At 52.9% G+C, this 17221-nt stretch carries 22 protein-coding genes and 1 pseudogene; 11 read left to right on the top strand and 12 right to left on the bottom strand.

Annotated elements, in window-relative coordinates; all coding sequences use genetic code 11:
- Window positions 1–76 precede the first annotated feature (76 nt).
- The 3 genes and pseudogenes from ACO0LH_RS02530 to ACO0LH_RS02540 form a co-directional block, all read left to right on the top strand.
- A pseudogene (locus ACO0LH_RS02530) lies at window positions 77–895 on the top strand (phage portal protein); the annotation flags it as partial.
- A gap of 321 nt (window positions 896–1216) precedes the next feature.
- The gene (locus ACO0LH_RS02535) at window positions 1217–1462 is read left to right on the top strand and encodes an antitoxin (RefSeq protein ID WP_422939472.1); all 246 of its coding nucleotides are present in this window, start codon (window positions 1217–1219) and stop codon (window positions 1460–1462) included.
- Between the two features lie 2 nt (window positions 1463–1464).
- Window positions 1465–1839, top strand: a complete 375-nt coding sequence (locus tag ACO0LH_RS02540; protein ID WP_422939473.1) for a type II toxin-antitoxin system death-on-curing family toxin — start codon at window positions 1465–1467, stop codon at window positions 1837–1839.
- Between the two features lie 417 nt (window positions 1840–2256).
- Here the strand turns inward: ACO0LH_RS02540 and ACO0LH_RS02545 are convergent, their stop codons facing one another.
- Window positions 2257–2523, bottom strand: a complete 267-nt coding sequence (locus tag ACO0LH_RS02545) for a hypothetical protein (RefSeq protein ID WP_422939474.1) — start codon at window positions 2521–2523, stop codon at window positions 2257–2259.
- An 80-nt stretch (window positions 2524–2603) separates the two neighbouring features.
- Window positions 2604–3176: a tetratricopeptide repeat protein gene (locus ACO0LH_RS02550; protein WP_422939475.1), complete on the bottom strand. Its 573-nt coding sequence runs from the start codon at window positions 3174–3176 to the stop codon at window positions 2604–2606.
- Window positions 3177–3366: 190 nt separating this feature from the next.
- Between ACO0LH_RS02550 and ACO0LH_RS02555 the strand changes: the two genes are divergently transcribed.
- Window positions 3367–4371, top strand: a complete 1005-nt coding sequence (locus ACO0LH_RS02555) for an alpha/beta hydrolase (protein ID WP_422939476.1) — start codon at window positions 3367–3369, stop codon at window positions 4369–4371.
- Window positions 4372–4452: 81 nt separating this feature from the next.
- On the opposite strand, the gene ACO0LH_RS02560 is transcribed toward ACO0LH_RS02555, so the two are convergent.
- Both ACO0LH_RS02560 and ACO0LH_RS02565 read right to left on the bottom strand, forming a co-directional pair.
- A complete protein-coding gene (locus tag ACO0LH_RS02560) occupies window positions 4453–4935 on the bottom strand; it encodes a hypothetical protein (protein ID WP_422939477.1) in 483 nt (160 codons plus the stop codon).
- A 287-nt stretch (window positions 4936–5222) separates the two neighbouring features.
- Entirely contained in the window at window positions 5223–5789 is a 567-nt protein-coding gene (locus ACO0LH_RS02565; protein WP_422939478.1) for a hypothetical protein, read from the bottom strand.
- Between the two features lie 207 nt (window positions 5790–5996).
- On the opposite strand from ACO0LH_RS02565, the gene ACO0LH_RS02570 reads away from it, so the two are divergent.
- Window positions 5997–6338, top strand: a complete 342-nt coding sequence (locus ACO0LH_RS02570; protein WP_422939479.1) for a hypothetical protein — start codon at window positions 5997–5999, stop codon at window positions 6336–6338.
- Between the two features lie 113 nt (window positions 6339–6451).
- Here ACO0LH_RS02570 and ACO0LH_RS02575 read toward each other — a convergent pair whose 3' ends face one another.
- Window positions 6452–7042 carry a DUF938 domain-containing protein gene (locus tag ACO0LH_RS02575; protein ID WP_422939480.1) on the bottom strand — a complete coding sequence of 197 codons (591 nt, stop codon included), beginning with the start codon at window positions 7040–7042 and terminating at the stop codon, window positions 6452–6454.
- Between the two features lie 130 nt (window positions 7043–7172).
- On the opposite strand from ACO0LH_RS02575, the gene ACO0LH_RS02580 reads away from it, so the two are divergent.
- On the top strand, window positions 7173–7991 hold the full coding sequence (locus ACO0LH_RS02580; protein WP_422939481.1) for a helix-turn-helix domain-containing protein: 819 nt from the start codon (window positions 7173–7175) through the stop codon (window positions 7989–7991).
- A 53-nt stretch (window positions 7992–8044) separates the two neighbouring features.
- Window positions 8045–8350, top strand: coding sequence for a putative quinol monooxygenase (locus ACO0LH_RS02585; RefSeq protein ID WP_422939482.1), 306 nt, complete (start codon window positions 8045–8047; stop codon window positions 8348–8350).
- A 22-nt stretch (window positions 8351–8372) separates the two neighbouring features.
- Here the strand turns inward: ACO0LH_RS02585 and ACO0LH_RS02590 are convergent, their stop codons facing one another.
- A complete protein-coding gene (locus tag ACO0LH_RS02590) occupies window positions 8373–8996 on the bottom strand; it encodes a LysE family translocator (RefSeq protein ID WP_422939483.1) in 624 nt (207 codons plus the stop codon).
- Between the two features lie 131 nt (window positions 8997–9127).
- Between ACO0LH_RS02590 and ACO0LH_RS02595 the strand changes: the two genes are divergently transcribed.
- Window positions 9128–9580, top strand: a complete 453-nt coding sequence (locus ACO0LH_RS02595) for an Lrp/AsnC family transcriptional regulator (RefSeq protein ID WP_422939484.1) — start codon at window positions 9128–9130, stop codon at window positions 9578–9580.
- Between the two features lie 103 nt (window positions 9581–9683).
- On the top strand, window positions 9684–10373 hold the full coding sequence (locus ACO0LH_RS02600; protein WP_422939485.1) for a flavin reductase family protein: 690 nt from the start codon (window positions 9684–9686) through the stop codon (window positions 10371–10373).
- A gap of 37 nt (window positions 10374–10410) precedes the next feature.
- On the opposite strand, the gene ACO0LH_RS02605 is transcribed toward ACO0LH_RS02600, so the two are convergent.
- Window positions 10411–11619: a hypothetical protein gene (locus ACO0LH_RS02605; RefSeq protein WP_422939486.1), complete on the bottom strand. Its 1209-nt coding sequence runs from the start codon at window positions 11617–11619 to the stop codon at window positions 10411–10413.
- 247 nt (window positions 11620–11866) lie between these two features.
- Between ACO0LH_RS02605 and ACO0LH_RS02610 the strand changes: the two genes are divergently transcribed.
- On the top strand, window positions 11867–13858 hold the full coding sequence (locus ACO0LH_RS02610; RefSeq protein WP_422939487.1) for an OPT family oligopeptide transporter: 1992 nt from the start codon (window positions 11867–11869) through the stop codon (window positions 13856–13858).
- Window positions 13859–13952: 94 nt separating this feature from the next.
- Here ACO0LH_RS02610 and ACO0LH_RS02615 read toward each other — a convergent pair whose 3' ends face one another.
- Complete coding sequence (locus ACO0LH_RS02615) at window positions 13953–14579, bottom strand: TetR/AcrR family transcriptional regulator (RefSeq protein ID WP_422939488.1); 627 nt, start codon at window positions 14577–14579, stop codon at window positions 13953–13955.
- Between the two features lie 93 nt (window positions 14580–14672).
- On the opposite strand from ACO0LH_RS02615, the gene ACO0LH_RS02620 reads away from it, so the two are divergent.
- Entirely contained in the window at window positions 14673–15773 is a 1101-nt protein-coding gene (locus tag ACO0LH_RS02620) for an alpha/beta hydrolase (RefSeq protein WP_422939489.1), read from the top strand.
- On the opposite strand, the gene ACO0LH_RS02625 is transcribed toward ACO0LH_RS02620, so the two are convergent.
- The 4 genes from ACO0LH_RS02625 to ACO0LH_RS02640 form a co-directional block, all read right to left on the bottom strand.
- Entirely contained in the window at window positions 15736–16116 is a 381-nt protein-coding gene (locus ACO0LH_RS02625) for a VOC family protein (RefSeq protein ID WP_422939490.1), read from the bottom strand. The genes ACO0LH_RS02620 and ACO0LH_RS02625 overlap by 38 nt on opposite strands.
- Before the next feature lie 96 nt (window positions 16117–16212).
- Window positions 16213–16752: an RNA polymerase sigma factor gene (locus ACO0LH_RS02630; RefSeq protein ID WP_422939491.1), complete on the bottom strand. Its 540-nt coding sequence runs from the start codon at window positions 16750–16752 to the stop codon at window positions 16213–16215.
- Between the two features lie 18 nt (window positions 16753–16770).
- The gene (locus ACO0LH_RS02635; protein ID WP_422939492.1) at window positions 16771–16980 is read right to left on the bottom strand and encodes a YgaP family membrane protein; all 210 of its coding nucleotides are present in this window, start codon (window positions 16978–16980) and stop codon (window positions 16771–16773) included.
- Window positions 16967–17167 carry a hypothetical protein gene (locus ACO0LH_RS02640; RefSeq protein ID WP_422939493.1) on the bottom strand — a complete coding sequence of 67 codons (201 nt, stop codon included), beginning with the start codon at window positions 17165–17167 and terminating at the stop codon, window positions 16967–16969. Before ACO0LH_RS02640 ends, ACO0LH_RS02635 begins: the two co-directional genes overlap by 14 nt.
- Window positions 17168–17221: the final 54 nt, after the last annotated feature.

A 17221-nucleotide genomic window follows, 5' to 3' on the forward strand; every position in this document is an offset into this window, starting at 1 on the left:
CCGTCCGTTTGTCTATTTCTGTCCTCGGATACCCTCATAGGGGTTTTGCGCGTCTGTATAGCCCCAGCCACGCGCATCCAGCGTCCACCATAGCACTGCCATTTACGTCAAACGCAATTTGCTGGCGGCCACCTTCATCCCGCATACATATCTGTCACGTCTGGCGTTTAGCAGGTTTGCGCTTGATTACCTGATATTCGGCAATGGTTATCTGGAAAAACAGAATAGCCGCAAAGGAAAGATTTTGCAGCTTGCACCGGTATTATCCAAATACACACGCCGGTGCTGTGACGATCTGGACAAATACGCTTTTGTGCGTGGCTGGCAGCAAGAACATGAATTTGCCACTGGTTCAATTTTCCACCTGATGGAACTTGATATTAACCAAGAGGTGTATGGCTTGCCGGAATATTTGAGCGCCTTGCACTCTGCCTGGCTGAATGAAGCGGCAACGCTTTTCCGCAGGAAGTATTACAAGAACGGCTCACACGCTGGCTTCATTCTGTACATGACTGACGCTGTCCAAAATCAAACTGACGTTGACGCCATGCGCCAGGCACTGCGAGACAGCAAGGGGCCAGGCAATTTCCGTAATGTGTTCATGTACGCGCCAAACGGCAAGAAAGACGGCATCCAGATTTTGCCGGTTTCCGAAGTGGCGGCCAAGGATGAATTTTTCAGCATCAAGAACGTGACGCGTGATGACATGCTGGCGGCCCACCATGTGCCGCCTCAACTGCCGGGTCTGGTGCCGAACAATACGGGCGGTTTTGGGGCCGTTTAACCGACGGCGAAGGTGTTTACGATGAATGAACTGGAACCGCTGCAGGCGCGTTTCAGGGAGTTTAACGACTGGCTGGGCGAGGAAGTAATCCGATTCAACCCATATTCTTTATGGCGATGCAGGAGAGGTAACAAAATGACTGATGTTTCGGATATGTCAGATCAATTAATTGAAACTTTTATTGCTTCAGCTATTGATTCGCAAGCCGGGGCCTGCATTTGCAAAGTAATGGCCACTGCCTGTTTTGTGATGAGTATGTCGAACCTGATTTGCTGTTTTGTAATTTAGATTGTCGTGATGATTTTGAGAAAGAAAGGCGACTACAGAAAATTGCAGGCAAATAATGTATAAGAATGAAACACTTGAATATATACATTTAAATGTGTATTATATTGTATGAAAGACGAGACTATGCCAAGGAGGGTGTATTAAATGGAAACTTTACTAACCAAGAAAGCAGCGTCATTAACTGAATTGCGAGAACCTGGCAAGGTGTTGGAGTATGCAGGACACACACCTGTCGCCATTTTGAATCGTAATGCGGTAGTGGCCTATCTGGTTCCAGCTGGGGCTGTGAATATTACCCATACCAAGGCGTCCACTGATGATGTGTTGGCCGCGTTTGATCGACGTTCTAAGGTATTGGAGCCAGTGCTTGATTATCTGAAAGATAAATAAGCATGATTAGTTTGACCACTGAAACAATTATCAGATTACATGATGAGCGTGTTATACAAGCACATGAATTACAGGGCCTTGTACCTGATAAGTCATTAGAAGCAGCAATTGCACGGATTGATACCAGGTTGGATTATGGGTTGATTGAAGATGTTTTCCAGCTAGCCGCGTGCTATGCTGCTTTTATTGCTGAGGCGCATGCGTTTAATGATGCGAACAAACGCACCGCCTTTGCCGCTATGGACATGATCTTGGTTCTTAATGGCGTTGAGATTGACTACAGCCCGCAAGAGGCTGGAGATATGATTATTAAGATCGTCACCAAGCAAATAGATGAAACAGTGCTCGCCGAATGGCTACGCAGCCTTCAAACTTAATATGCAACTCGCTTCAAATTAAACCGGCCTTACGCCGGTTTTTTTGTTCGTCTAGCATATCAAAGAATTCAAAGAACTCTCCCAGCCTATATGACGTGTTGGGGCGAGATTCTCTCGACATACACAAGACAATAATCACTCGCCACCATGGCTGCCCATATCGGTTTTCTAAACCGTTCGAAAATCATTTCATTTAAGCAATTTTTTTACGTTTTTTCCCATTCCAAGACCTGGCGCGCAGACATCCCCCACCACGCATGCCCGCTAAATGGGTCGCTTTTGACTCAAATCTGCGTCACCAGTTAAGACTAAGCCCAGCCTACGGATGCGGCTAGATTGAAGGCCTTAAAAGCTGACGCAATTAGACGCATATTTCGTGCAGCCTTAGTGAAATTTTCGGCCATGAAATTTACGCAGTTATTGGCTATGCATTGTGCCGAAAACTTCAAAGGATGGCACTCCCTCTTTTTCAGAAGTAATTGTCATCGAAACTCGACTGTCCTCTGACACCATTCCTGAAAAACGCGCATAAACAACCGTATCTTGATTGCATTCATCACGCAGGCACATTACGCCAGAAACAGCATAGCTCTCATCCGCCACTGCCAAAAATGCGCGACCTGTAGTAATCAGCCATTTCCCTCGAAAATCGACTGACATAAACCAGCTCCAGTCAAATAACATATTTGTCCTTATAAATTTTTCAAAAATTTGCGGCGTCACTTTGCAAGTAAAATAATTTCACAAGCACGAGTATCTGTTCCTCAAGTCGCTTTAACGCCTCCAGTTGAATGATCTTTTGCGCGCTCCAGGCAGTAAGCCGCACCTTCTATCCCTGCATCAACGGCCTGCTGAAGTAACATCAACCCCATAGGCTGATTCTGAACAATTCCATTTGTCCCATAAAACAAATCCAGACCATAGGAGACTTTTGCTTTTGTGTGTCCAGTTTCGGCAGCCTGCTTAAATAGTTGAGATGCTCTGTCGGGATTCTTGTCCACCATATCACCAACATCATAAAAAACCGCGAGCTGATATAAGGCGTCACCGTGTCCCAAACTGGCGGCCTGTTCCAGTAAACGCAGTGTACGTTTTTGGAAATCATCAGTGGTTTCTTTACGCAAGAAGCTAAACTTCGAATACATATATAAAGCTTCAGCACAATTTGTTTGCAAAAGCGGTGCCAATATTTTGTAGGTAGCACGATATGAACCCTTGTCCAGCTTCTCTCTCGCTTTTTGCAATAGATAATCCTGATTGTCATTGTTCATATGAGTCAATTCCAACTTTGTCTTGAGCTTTCTTGAGAGCGATAAGTGTAACGTAATCGCAAGCATGTTAATCGCCAAATTCCAATAATCATCTCAAAACCCTGCATATACATGAAGCAATTCCCACGAGCGGGGCTTAGCTCTATTGCATCCGTATTGAATACGCTATCATGCCGCTTCATTGAGATTTCAGACTCAAAAAAGATGCCTGAAAACTCCTCTCATTTTGCATTACCCCCCACAGGAAATCTGGCGAATGTCCAAAACAGTTTTATTATTGCTCCTCGCAATTACCACCGCAAATTTACACGCCGCGCAAACTGATCCGCATCAGGCTGTGAAAGAGCCAGCAAGTGCGTGGGAACCGCCTGCGGGTCTGAAGCAGATTGCTATCTGGCCCAATGGTGTGCCTGATGGGGCGGTCGTTTCTCAAACTCTTGAAAGCATGCAGCTCAACACACCGCCGGAGGTCAAGCCGGGGCGGGAGTATACGCAGTTGCTCAACGTCAGCAAGCCAACGATGACGGTCTTCCCACCCAAAGGGGTGAACACTGGTGTGGCGATGGTGGTGTTTCCGGGTGGCGGGTTTCGTATCCTGGCGATAGATCTGGAAGGCACCGAGATATGCGACTGGGTGACAGCCCGGGGCATGACCTGTGTTTTGCTGAAATACCGCGTCCCTAAGGGTAACCACTACTGGGACAAGGATTGCAACTGCCACATCACGCCTAAAGTTCCACTTGCGCTTCAGGATGCGCAGAGAACCATCAGGCTGGTACGGGCGAGTGCAAAGGAACTGGGTATCGATCCCGGCAAGATTGGTGTCATCGGTTTTTCTGCCGGTGGTTATCTGGTTGCACAAACCAGTAATATCTTCAAATCCACCTACAAACCCGTTGATGCGGCTGACAAGCTGAGCAGCCGACCTGACTACGCGATTGCGCTTTATCCCGGGCATCTGTGCCGTTCAGGCACGCGCTTTGACCCTACCATTCACGTGACAGGGCAAACGTCGCCGACCTTTCTGCTGCAAGCCTGGGATGACCCGGTCGACAAGATCTGTAACAGTACCTTGTATGCGAGAGCGCTGAACGATGCGGGCGTGTCGACCGAGGTACATCTGTTTGCCCGGGGCGGACATGCATTTGGCTTGCGCAGTACCCCGCATCCGATTTCTTTATGGCCGGTACTGGTTGAGAGCTGGCTCATGGAGATGGAGATATTGCCGCCCTCGCCTGCTAAGTCAAACAGTGGCAACTAATGCGCCAGCAAACTGACTGAGGTGGCCACGCTTGCGAATACGCGAGTTATTCGCACTTGCGTGGTTTACAACAACCAGGCCTCAAAGGAAACTTGGCTTTGCGTCGCAATAGACGCGCTTGACGGTGGCGTCTCTTACCCACCAGCCTTCTTTACCATCTGTCGTAACAAATCGTTCCAGACGGGCAAAGCACTGTGAACCCGTACGTGACCAGGTAGCCTTGTATCGCGCACCTTCTACTGCATTGAACAGAAGTTTTACGTCACATGATGTTCTGGTAGTGATGTCGTAGTCACCAAATTCGATGAGCGTATCGGGTCTTGCGGCGATGGTGGTTGTCAGCGTGTCGTCTGAATGATGATCCAGCATGCCAATGTGATGCCTGCCGCTACATTCTGCATCCCTGAAAAGATAGGGCCACAAGCGGCCTGCTTTTGCCCCGTCGGCACGACCCACGGTCAATTCTGCGACTGGCCCGGTGGATACGGGGCGGTACAGTGGTGTCTGGCATGCTGCAATTGAGGCCAGCATTGCCAGCATGATGGCTATTCTCGTCATTTTCATAAGGTTTGTTTCCTGTTTTCTAGAACTCATTTCATAAATAGGGGTGAATGCGAACAAGGCGATTTGGGATGCAGTGCAAGGCGTGACGCGCAGCTAAGGCGTCCGCCTTTGCAAGCGGCACAACGCAGCAATGCGCCCAAATCGTCAGTTCCCGAAGGGTTTGCCTCATAGCGTTGGCTGGACTGTGTAGGACTCGTTGTCAATAGCACCACTATTGACGGCCTCGCCCGCCTTGCCAGCCCACGCTATGAGGCAAACGCATCTCATCCCTATTTATGAAATGAGTTCTAGTGAAGCTCCACCAGCCAGGCGCGTGCACGGTAGTCGCCTGTCGGTTCGCAATGCAATTCATATTTCGTATTTGGCTTGAGGTCGGCATTCAATCTGATTTGCGCGATAGCGCTCCCGCTTGATCCGACTACTACGCCAACCCCATTGTCGACTTCATCAAAGGGACGTTGCCTTCCGCTCATCGCACTTTTATCCAGGCGGCACAATATGATCAGTTTGCTTGGCCCCGGAGGCGTTGTGGCGCCTGTGGCATAGCCGGTCATCTCAAACCCGACTTGCTGACCATTCACGTGCGTGATGAGTGCGGCACCTTTTTCATTTTTGCCGGAAACGCGTGTGATTTCAGCATTCCCCTGGTCTGGTGTATTCGGTGCCCTGACATGAACGCCGCACCCTGAGAGTGCTGCGACTATGAGCACCGCAAGATAAGACACACTGATGATTTGATTGATTCTTTTTCCCATGGCCAAGCCTGATATCCCTGAAATTTCAGCGCGGACTATACCTGCTGGTGAGCTATCTGGCAAGGGTGCACCAGTACCGCAGTCTGCGGTCTCTGCCAACTGGCTCTCTGTTATCTGCTGACGGCATTGGGCGCTTTGAAGAATGCAGCAACTGTGCACACTTCACACCGGGCGCATACTCTCTTCACACAGGCATGGCATGCTGGCTTGTCACTGGCGCAGAGGCAAGCATGATGCTGTTATTGCGCTGGCCCAGCAACCCACTGTTGAAATGCCATCTCTATGGAAATAATTGCCTGCCTTTGTATGCTGCCTTACACGATCCCGTTTGCCCTGGTCTTTTTGATGCCTGACCGCCGCTTGTTACTCAGGGGTGCAGCGGTGATCAGCATAGCGCTCATCGCGCTACTGGTGTACAACATCAAGGGTGTCATTGGCTCGGGCGATGATGCCGATGTTGGCATGGCGTTGACGATATTTGTTTTTGGTGTGCCCTGTATAGGTTTGTGGGCAGGGACAGCAACGCGCCTGCTTTTATGGCAAAGGCGTGCCGCAGGTGAATCAGCAGTCGAGCGCGCAACACTTGCGGTGTGCGGTTTTGCGCTGTTACCGCTGCTGTTCTTTATTACGATATTGTCGTCCAGGTAGACAGCGCTTCATCGCATAAACAAAGCAGCGTCTGATGGAGAATATCTGCAAGAACGCATGCAGTAGTGATGCCCCATAGTCGTTCTAGCGCGCAATGCCAGAGCGCACGGTGTTTAGGTCGTCATCACCAGCAAACGATTATTGGCGGGCATGGCGATATCATCTTGCAGGTGCAAACCATGCTGCTCAGCCAGTGCAATGATTTTTTCAATATCGCGCAGGCCCATGTGCGCGGCCTGCTGTTTTAATGAGGCATCAAATTGCTGGTTGCTGGCGCTGGTGAACTGGCCTGCATAATTGAAAGGGCCGTAAATCAAAAAACAGCCGGGCGCTGCAAGGGCTTTTGCAACACCGGCAAACATGAGCTGCACTTCTTGCCATGCCATGATGTGACAGGTGTTGGCGGTAAAGACGGCATCAAACTGCCTTTCTGGCCAGGGGCTTTTACCGATATTCAATTCCAGCGGTGGCAACACATTGGTAAGCGCAGCCTCATCCAGCCACGCCATGATGCCAGGATGGTATTCAGGCCGGTCACTGGTCTGCCATTGCAGATGCGGTAAATGCCGGGCAAAAGTGACGGCATGCTGGCCAGTGCCGCTGCCGATTTCCAGCAGACTTTTAGTGTCAGCCAAAACAGGTGTGATCACTTGCAGGATAGGGCCGCTATTTCTTTCACAGGCGACGGAGTATGGTTTGTTCATGCCAGAATTCATTTGCTTAAAGACCCTTTTTCTTATTGTCTATATCATGTCGCTACTTTACGTTGAAACAGCGAATGCCACAATCAGCGCTTTCTGTTCATATTTTTAATTTTCAAACTAGCCGACTGGCATGAAAAAAACCCTGTGCCCTCCTCTCCCACAACTGCTGCCTTACATTGACAGACTTTGGGGCTGGGAAAGTGAGGTAAACGAAATCATCGCACTGCCAGAACTGTTGCCAGGCACAGGGGCGGAACTGTATTTTCATTATCGTTCGCCTTTCCAATACCGCACTCGCGGCAACGAGAAATTGGCAGTGTGTAATTCCAGCCATTTGCTGTGTATGCGTCAGCAGGCGCTTACGCTATCCGCGTCTGCCGATATGGGTTTTATTGCAGTGCGTTTCAAGGTGGGCATGTTGCCGCGGTTTACCACTATCCCCATGAATGAACTCGCTGACCAGGTAGTGACGGCGGAAGATATCTGGGGTCAGGCAGCGAACAGGCTGGGCAGGCAATTGGAAGAGGCTACTGCGCGGGAAAGGCTGGAACTGATCAATGCCTTCCTGCTCAGTCGATTAAAACCCGAAGCACCCGATGCGCTGATAGAGCAAGCCATGCCGCTGTTATACCGGCGCCATGCGGATATCAGCATACAGGCGCTGGCTGAGCATTTCCATCTTGGCAGGCGGCAGTTTGAGCGGCGCTTTCTGGCTGCCAGCGGGCAGACGGCCAATACCGTCAGATGCATGAGCCGCTTCCAGCACACCATGCGCAGCCTGATGCTGGGTGATATGACAGCTACCGCCAGCACGGCGCTGGACCATGGCTACTATGACCAGGCGCATTTCATCCATGAGTTTAAAAAAATCACGGGCAGCAGCCCTGAACAGTATTTGAAACTGGCGCGCACGAAGACGCATTTTTACAATACCAGCCAGCGCCCTTAAAGCAAACTATTTACTCCTTCTCATTACTATCATCACTACAGGAGTAAAAAAACATGCTGTTATTATTGGCCGAACTACACGCGCATGCCGCCGCGCAGGAAGAAGTAAAAACCATGCTGGAAAAACTGGTCGCATCAACTCAGCAAGAAGCCGGCAGTCTTTTTTATGCGGTGCATCAGCAGCAGGATCAGCCTGATCATTTTATGGTCTATGAGTTATATCGCGACAAGGCGGCCTGCGATGTGCATCTGCAATCCCTGCCTGTCAAGACTGCGTTGCAGCGCATGGAGACCTTGCTCAGGCAAGCGCCGAAAATTACTTTTTGCGACACTGTCGCCCACACTTCACTGAAGACTTAAGACAGGCTGCGCCCCGGGGCTATCAGGCTCCGGCACGCAAACCCATGATTTGCCATGCGGCGAAACCCAGCAGCAGGCAGCCACCGGCGCGGTTGATGCTTGTCATCATTGCGGTATCGATCTTCTTGCGTATCAGGGCGATGCCGCAAGTCAGTGTCAGCCACCAGGCGGCGGACCCCAGCAGCACGCCTGCCACCATCAGCATGGCGGCAGATGGCTGCACTGCGACGGGGCCGGCAATGCTGGCGAACACGGCGATGAAAGAAATGATGGTCATGGGGTTGGTCATAGTCAGCAAAAACACCGATAAGAAGGCGCCTGCCGCAGAAGGCCGTACAGCTGTGCCCTGCTCTGCGGGGCTGGCTTTGCTGAAGAGCAGCCTGACACCCATCCAGGCCAGGAACAAGGCACCAGCCAGCGCCAGCGGCATGCTCAGCGAGACGAAGTAGTCAGTGATGGCCACCATGCCAAACGCCCCAGCGGCGCCGTACACGGCGTCAGCACACGCCGCCCCCAGGCCACTGACAAAACCGGCACGCATGCCATGTGCGAGGGTGCGCTGTATGCACAGCAAACCTATCGGGCCGACCGGCGCGGCGATCGACAGGCCGATCAGCATTGCCTTGAAAAACAAAATCCATTCCATGATGTACCTGAGAACAAGAAAGACAGGGTTCAAGTATGACGAATTGAACATGGCAATAGAATGGAAAAATTCAGGTAAAACTGCTACATTGCCTTCACTATTCTTGCGAAACTGCCTGCGGACTTAAAATCATGGATATCGATGCCAAAGCCTGGAAAATACTGGCCGCACTGCAACGCGACGCCCGCATTTCGCTGAAATCCCTTGCCGATGAAACCGGCCTGTCGCTGCCTGCCACATCTGAACGGGTCAAGCGGCTGGAAGAGGCAGGTATCATCAAAGGCTACCGCGCCGAAATCAATGCCGAAGCCCTGGGCCTGCAGGTGCAGGCGGTGGTGGGGATCACCGTTCCACAGCCGCAAAAGGCCAGCCTTATTGCACACCTCAAATCGCTGCCTGAAGTGATGGAATGCCTGCACGTCACCGGCCAGGATTCTTTTTTGCTGCGGGTGGTGTGCAGGGATATCCGCCATCTCGAAAGCTTTGTCGGCAATATCAATCATTATGGCGAGACCCGCACCTCCATCGTGATGTCGGCACCGATACCCTTGAGAGCGATCACTGACCTGACCAGCAGCGCATGATTTTGCACGGCGGCGCGAGAAAATCTCGTGTCCGATTGCAGCCAGCCATGCCACTTTGCCTCGCCCATACTTTGCCTGTCGTTCAACAACAAGCGAGGCAAAAATGCATATCAGCAGCGAATCATCCATCCTTTATTTTGGTACACCTGTGATACTGGTCAGTACCGTCAATGAAGATGGCAGTTTTAACCTGGCACCGATCTCATCGATATTCTGGCTGGGCTGGCGGGCGGTGATCGGTGTAGGCTCGAGTTCACAGACCGCGCGTAACCTGAAGCGCAACGGCGTCTGCGTGCTGAACCTGGCTTCTGTCAATGAGGTGGAGGCAGTCAACCGGCTGGCGCTGACGACGGGTTCTGATGCAATGTCGGCATGGAAGGCCGCATGCGGTTACCGGCTGGTGAGGGACAAGTTTGCCCTGGCTGGCCTGACGCCGCAAGCATCAGAAACCGTGGCCGCAGCGCGTGTGCAGGAATGCCTGGTCCAGCAGGAAGCCAGTGTCGTCGCCATGCATGGCATTGCCGATGATGAGGCCCTGCTGCGCGGCGGCATACTGACTTTCGAATTGCGCATACAGCGCCTGCATCTTGATACGTCGATACTGATGGATGGCAACCCCAACCGGGTAGACCCGGACAAATGGCAGCCACTGATCATGAGTTTCCAGAAATTCTATGGACTGGATAACCAGCAGCTGCACCCCTCCACCCTGTCAGGCATACCGGAAAAAGCCTACCGCAGCCCGGATGTGGACAAGGCGCGGCAGATGCTGGCTATCGCAGACATTGCCTGACAGTGGCCCCGGTGCTGACACGCGCTACACCAATGCGCTACACCATCATGGATGCTGTCTTTGGTGCCGACAGCAGGTCTGTAAAGACCTGCCAGCGGCTTTGCTCGCTGCCAGGCTCTGCCAGTTTTTCGACATAGGCCTTGGTCATATCCTGGCCCAGGTTATAGTTGATGACATAGGAGCGATGTTTTTCCATGAAGCGCAGGCGTTGCCTGGAGCGGGCTTCATCAGACAGCGCATATTTCATCAGCATGGCAACGGCGGCTTCAGTGTCGATCTCGCCATCGAGATAAAGCCTGGCGACCATATTGCCGGCATACGACAATTGTTGCAGCACCGCCTGCACTTCATAATAATGTTCTACCCTGGCCGGATCGATACCGGCCAGCGGGAACAGTTGTGCTTTCTCAAAGGCCATGCGTTCTGCATGCGGGAAGGCGACTTCTATGCCGTAATTGGCACTGCCTTCAGCCAGGAAAGACATGGGCGAATACAGGGGGTAGATGCTGTATTCGAGCCAGCCGTTTTCATTGACCAGGTGTTTTTCCATCAACAGGTTGAAGACATGGTGGCCGGGGTAGCCTTCATGGCTGGCCAGGTCAATCGCGCGGCTGATGAACATGGGGAAATCCGTATTGACCTGTATCAGGCTATAGCTGTTGCCCTTGTACCAGTTATAGGCACTCCAGACCTGGTCTTTGACATATTCGATGCGGAAATCTTCTTCTGCCGGCAAGTTGATGTATTTGCGGGTGCGTTCCCTTGACTCATTGATGGCGGCGGTGAAGACGGCGTCTAGCCTGTCGCGCGGGATTTCAAAATCGCGGTTATAAGCGCTGAGGCGCGGGTTGAGTTCACCTTCTCCGGGCAGCAGCTGGTCAAGCTCTGCCAGGATCAGTTCAAAGTCGGCAGGCGTCTTTACCGGTGACTGGGCGTCATACAGGGCCAGCGATTCGGCATCAAAACTGAGCTTGCTGCCCGACAAGTGGGCGATATAGGTGCGTACCGATGCCAGTTGCAGCAACAGGAATTGCTGGCGCAGGGTTTCGCCAGCCGCAGGCGGGGGCAAGTTGCGCGCCAGTTGCAACAGCTGGTCGGCAGATGCCAGCAAATCGACCAGCGGCAGCTGGCGGCTTTCTTCCTGCCAGGCGGGTGGGCCGTAATAGGCATCGACATACCCGGCATCATGCTGACCAACGGCCAGCACCAGTTTGACATAGGCTGCGGCAATTTCATTGAGTGTCATACGCGTCTTTCTGGAAGGGACAGGGAAGGATAAATACTTGCCAGCTTTGCATTCTAATTTATATTCCGGTTTTGATCCGGCTACGCTGTTTGCAGCACAGCATGGATTTGTCGCGACAGAAATTGACATGCTGATCGGCTAACACTATATTTCGCTACCGCCCGGCATCGTGCATGCAAAAAAAACGCAGGCGGTCATAAAAGAGCAGCCCACAAGGACGCAGTTTTACCCTACCGGAGGAGGACACATGGCTTTACAGCAGCTAGATGATACACAGATACGCACCTGGTCAAGACGACAGAAAGACCAGTGGTGGTTTGATAATGTGTACCGCAGCAATATGGCACAACTGACCTTGCGCTCTGCCCTGACGGGTTTCTTGCTGGGCGGCATCCTGGCTGCCACTGCGCTGTATATCGGTGCCAAAACAGGCATCGGCATCGGTGTGGGCCTGACTTCGGTGATTTTATCGTTTGCGATTTTCCGCATCCTGCACGGCATGGGCCTGGCTTCCGATTACACGATACTGGAAAACAACTGTACGCAATCCATCGCGACAGCCGCCGGTTACATGATCAACCCCATGATTTCCAGCCTGGCGGCCTATATGCTGATCACCGGGCGCATCATCCCCTGGTGGCAGATGCTGCTCTGGGTGACCGTGGTCGCACTGATCGGCGTGCTGGTGGCTTTCCCGCTCAAGCGCCGTTTTGTCAATGAAGACCAGTTGCCCTTCCCGGAAGGCCGCGCCTGTGGCGTGGTGCTTGATTCACTGTACACCGATGGTGCCGGCGCCGGCCTGTATAAAGCCAAGCTGCTCGGCTACACCAGCCTGTTCGCCGGCCTGTACCAGATGCTGGTCAGTGATGGCTGGATGCGCCTGATACAGTTCAAGATTTTGCGCATGGACAAATGGGCAGGCATGACAGAAGCCTGGAATTTGCAGGAGCGCCTCGATACCTATTACTACATGGCCGCCGTCAAATATGACTGGTGGATACCAAAAATCCTCGGCACCGACATACGCCAGCTGGGTTTGCGCTTTACCGTCGATGCGGCAATGTTTGGCGTTGGTGGCCTGATGGGCATACGGGTGGCCAGCAGCGTCATGCTGGGTGCGGTCATCAACTTTGTGTTCCTCGCACCGTGGATGATACAGCGCGGCGATATCGCTGCCCGTACTTTACCCAACGGCAGCATCGTGGCGATTTCACGTACCGAAATCGTCAATCAATGGGGCTTGTGGTGGGCGGTGACGATGATGGTGGTGGGTTCCCTCGTGGGCCTGCTGGCAAAACCGGAACTGTTCAAGGCGGCATTCAATTCGCTGCGTGGCAAAAGCGAGAAGGTCAAGGACACCGGCCCCGATCCGCTCAAGGATATTGAAGTGCCGCTGTGGATTTCTTATGTCGGCGTGCCCATCCTGTGCGGCGTTGCAGCCTGGCTCATCAATGCGCTGTTTGGTGTTTCCTACATCATGGCGCTGATTTCTTTCCCGCTGATTTTTGTGCTGACGGTGATCTGTATCAATGCGATGGCGCTGACTTCCTGGGCACCTATCGGCGCGCTGGCAAAGATCACGCAATTCAGCATGGGTGCGATAGACCGCAGCAATCCGGCGACCAACCTGATACCGGCGGGCATGACTTCTGACATCGCCTTCAATGCCTCATCACTGCTGTCAGATATCAAGCCCGGCTATATGCTGGGTGGCAAACCCAGGCACCAGGTGATAGGCCATATCATCGGCATTTTTTCCGGTGCGCTGGCCTGTGTGCCGCTGTTCTTCCTGCTGTTCCTGCCGCCTGACCATGAGGGCTTGCGCAGCACCGCTACCATCGTCAGCGAGCAGTTTGCCTTCCCTTCTGCGCTGCAATGGAAAGGCGTGGCGGAGATCATCGCCAAGGGCATCAGCGGTCTGCCAATTTCAGCCATTATCGCCATGACTATTGCCGGTCTGTGCGCAGTCTTTATCGAGGTGACCAATATCATCACCAAAGGCCGCCTGCCTTTGTCGGCGGTGTCCATCGGCCTTGGCGTAGTCTTGCCACCTGATGCCTGCCTGGCCATGTGGATAGGCGCGCTGATATTCTGGTATATGGGCAGGAAATACCCGACTGAAGGCACGCAGGGCAATACCTTCTGGGTGGGTGGCTGCGAAGCCATCAGCGCCGGCCTGATATCCGGTGCGGCAATACTGGGCATAGGCAATGCCATCATCAATGTCATGATGGCCTGATAGCCTGATAGCATGCACGTGAGGTTTTGCCAGGCAGGCGTGTCTGGCAAAACCTCAGTTGGCTGGGTTGCTTGGATTAGCCGGGTTGGCTAGCTTAATTATCTGCCCGCAAATACCGCAGCAACATCTGCACCATCTCTTCTTCCCCTGCCTTTTGAAACTGCGCCGACGGCTGGTCTATCACCAGCTTGTGCGTGAAATGCTCTATCGTGTGCACTACAAAATACGCTTGCAACTGGCTGTCTGTGCTGCTGACATCGGGGCGCAGGGACAGGCAGCGTGCCACTTCCTGTATCAAAAACACTTCAGCCTCTTTCACCGTTAGGCGCAAGCCCACGGGCAGCAAAGCCTCTTCATACAATAAGCGGTGCAGGCCAGGGTTGATCTTGTGCAGCGCGATCATGCTGGAGACGATTTCGCGCAAGGTGGCTTCCAGCGACAAGTTGGCCTGACGCAGGGTCTCAAGCAGACGGGCACTGAGGCCCAGGCCTTCCGCCAGGTGCTGCTGTGCCAGCGCAAACAGGATTTCATCCTTGTTGGGGAAATACTGGTACAGCGAACCGATGGAAACTCCGGCCCGCTGCGCGATGCGCGAAGTCGTGCCGGCCGCATAGCCGTGGACTTCAAAAACCTGAATAGCAGCCTCCAGGATGGCCTGGACGGTTTGCCGCGAACGCTGCTGAAGCGGCTGTTTTAAAGGCTTTGCGCGGGGTGTGGCCATGTCAGAAACCGGCTCCTGAATGCGAATAGACAATGTGAATGATTGTTCATATTATAGACCGACATGGCGAGGTCGCCATCTTCTGGAGTTTTCATGCGCAACAAATCTACGGACGCAAGACCTGATCAGCTTTACTGGCATTGTTATCACGACGCGGCCACCTTGTCGCGCGCGGCAGCGTTACGCCGCGTCCACCATGTGCCATCCACCGGTGTGGATTTGCATGTCGATGTCTATGCGCAGCAAGACCAGGCCGCGCCCGTGCTGGTGCTGAATCATGGCGGTGGTGGCTATGGTGGTTTGTTTGTCGGCCTGGCGCTGGCTTTTCATGCGCGTGGTTATACCGTCGTGGTGCCTGACCAGAAAGGCCAGGGCCGCTCTGGCGGTGCACAGGGCGATTTTACCGTTGCTGAAAGTGTGCAGAATATTGTCGACGTTGCCCTCTGGGCGCGCAGCCAGTTTGGCGGCAACCTGTTTCTCAGTGGTGGCAGCATAGGTGGCGGGCTGACCTATGCTGCAGCGGCGGCACTGCACCAGCACGGTTTGCCACCGGCGGCAATCGTCTGCCTGAACCTGTATGATTTTGGTGACCCGCATACCGGGCTTGGCTTTACCCGTTTGTCTGCGCTGGCGCAGATACCGGGCATGGCCGTTTTATGCAAATATGCCAGCCTTGCACTGGCAAGCCTGCTGCCAGGATTGCGCCTGCCCTATCGTCCACTGGCGCGTTTCCGGCATATGCTGGATGAACGCGACCAGGTGGATTTGCCTGGTGGCTTTTATACAAAATGGCAGGCTGATCCCTGCACCTTGCGCACGGTCACGGCACGCTATTTTGCGAGCATGCTGGCAACACCATTTTGCATACCGCTGGAATCGAATACCGACATACCGGTGCTGGTGATCAACCAGAAACGTGACAGGATGGTCAGCCCGCAACTGACGCTTGACGGTTACCAGCGCCTGGCAGGGCCGAAAAAATACGTAGAAATAGACTGTGGTCACTTCTCTTTGCAGGAAGCTTTCATCGCCTGTCTGGCTGACCTGGGTGACGACTGGTTACAAAAGCATGGGCAACATGGACAACATCGCCAGCATGAACAGCATGGGGAAATCCGCACGGCCAAACCTGCGCCGCTGGCGGCTTGCCTGCAAGCTAATCGACTACTTTTGTCCCCGGTGCATAGTAAGTGATTTCAAAGCGTATGCCGTCTGCATCTTTCATGAACAGGGCTGTTGCACCGCCGAGTTGCTGGATTTCTGGCACGGCAAAACCGGCCTCCTGCATGCTGAGGCGTATATGCTCTACCGCCGCTACCGAGGCTGCGCCAAAGCCGACATGGTTCATGCCGGCACCATAGCGCTCATAAGGACGTGTACCTGCCTTCGCTTCCAGGAACTGGAAGAAAAAGCCTTCACCATCTGACCAGACATGCGCGCGCTGTTTGCTAAAACCCAGCAGCGGCAAGAGCGTGTCGTAATACGGCATGCTGGTTTCGAGTGAGCTGACCAGCAGGGTGATGTGATCTACTTTCATGATGCTTTCACTTATGGGGCAACTCTCAAATGACAATCAAACATCGGTGTTTATTATGCAGCCAGCATGACCTCATACATGGCTTCATCCACGGCTTCATCCATGGTCATAGGCCAGCAGATATTCCCTGACCAGCACACGCGCCCTATGCAGCCGGCTCTTGATGCTGCTTTGCGGCTCGTTCAGGCGCCCGGCGATTTCTGCTATCGTCAGTTCTTCAAAATCGCGCAAGATGACGACTTCCAGATAATGGGCGGGCAATGATTCCAGCGCGGCAACCAGGTCCATGCGCAAATCCTGGTCTGTCTTTCTGGCCAATTGCTGTTCTGCCTGCGCTTCCCGTTCTTCATCAAAGCTGTCAGTGCGCGTGATGATCTTAGCGAGTTTGTAGCATTCGCGCTTGATGACGGTAAACAGCCAGGCAGAAAAAGCGGCCACTGCCTGCAAGCCACCCACTTTGCGTGAAATGATGAGCAGTGATTCTTGCACTGCATCATCGACATCACTGGCATGGCAATGGCGGCGGGCATAACGGCGCGCGTCGGCCTGGCAAAGCGCCAGCAGGCGGGCAATCGCAAGCGTATCGCCCGCCTTGGCAGAAGAAATGAGATTATCTCTTTCTATCGTAATATGCATCAATGGCCCTTATTGACCTTATTGACTCTTATTGAGCTTGCGACCCAGCATGGCACACATGGGGCAAAACCCTGCCAAGCCGGTGACAGCAGCCACGGCCCCGCCAAGGCCCGCGGCGACACTGAGCCATGACGACCCCCAGTTCATATACGCAAAACCCAGACATGCCAAACCAGCAATAATACGCAAAACCCGTTCCCAGCCTGGTAAATTTTTAATGTAAAACATCGTAAGCCTCTTTGAATGGCGTTATTTTCAGAACTAACATCAACTTATGCTGACATTTGTTAAGAGCAGGCAAAAGCGGGAAACGGTTCGCACGATTCGGGGCATATTGAAAATATTTTTTGGATTTATGACTTTTCATGACATCCAAAACAGCTGTTGGTGCGTTAAGGCTAAACAGGCGTCTCATTTGCCACCCTCTTTATTTGTCGCCTTTATTTTCATTCCTGCATACAGTGGAAAC

The sequence above is a fragment of the Undibacterium sp. TJN19 genome (assembly GCF_049339485.1).
In the GTDB taxonomy this organism is placed as follows: domain Bacteria; phylum Pseudomonadota; class Gammaproteobacteria; order Burkholderiales; family Burkholderiaceae_D; genus Undibacterium.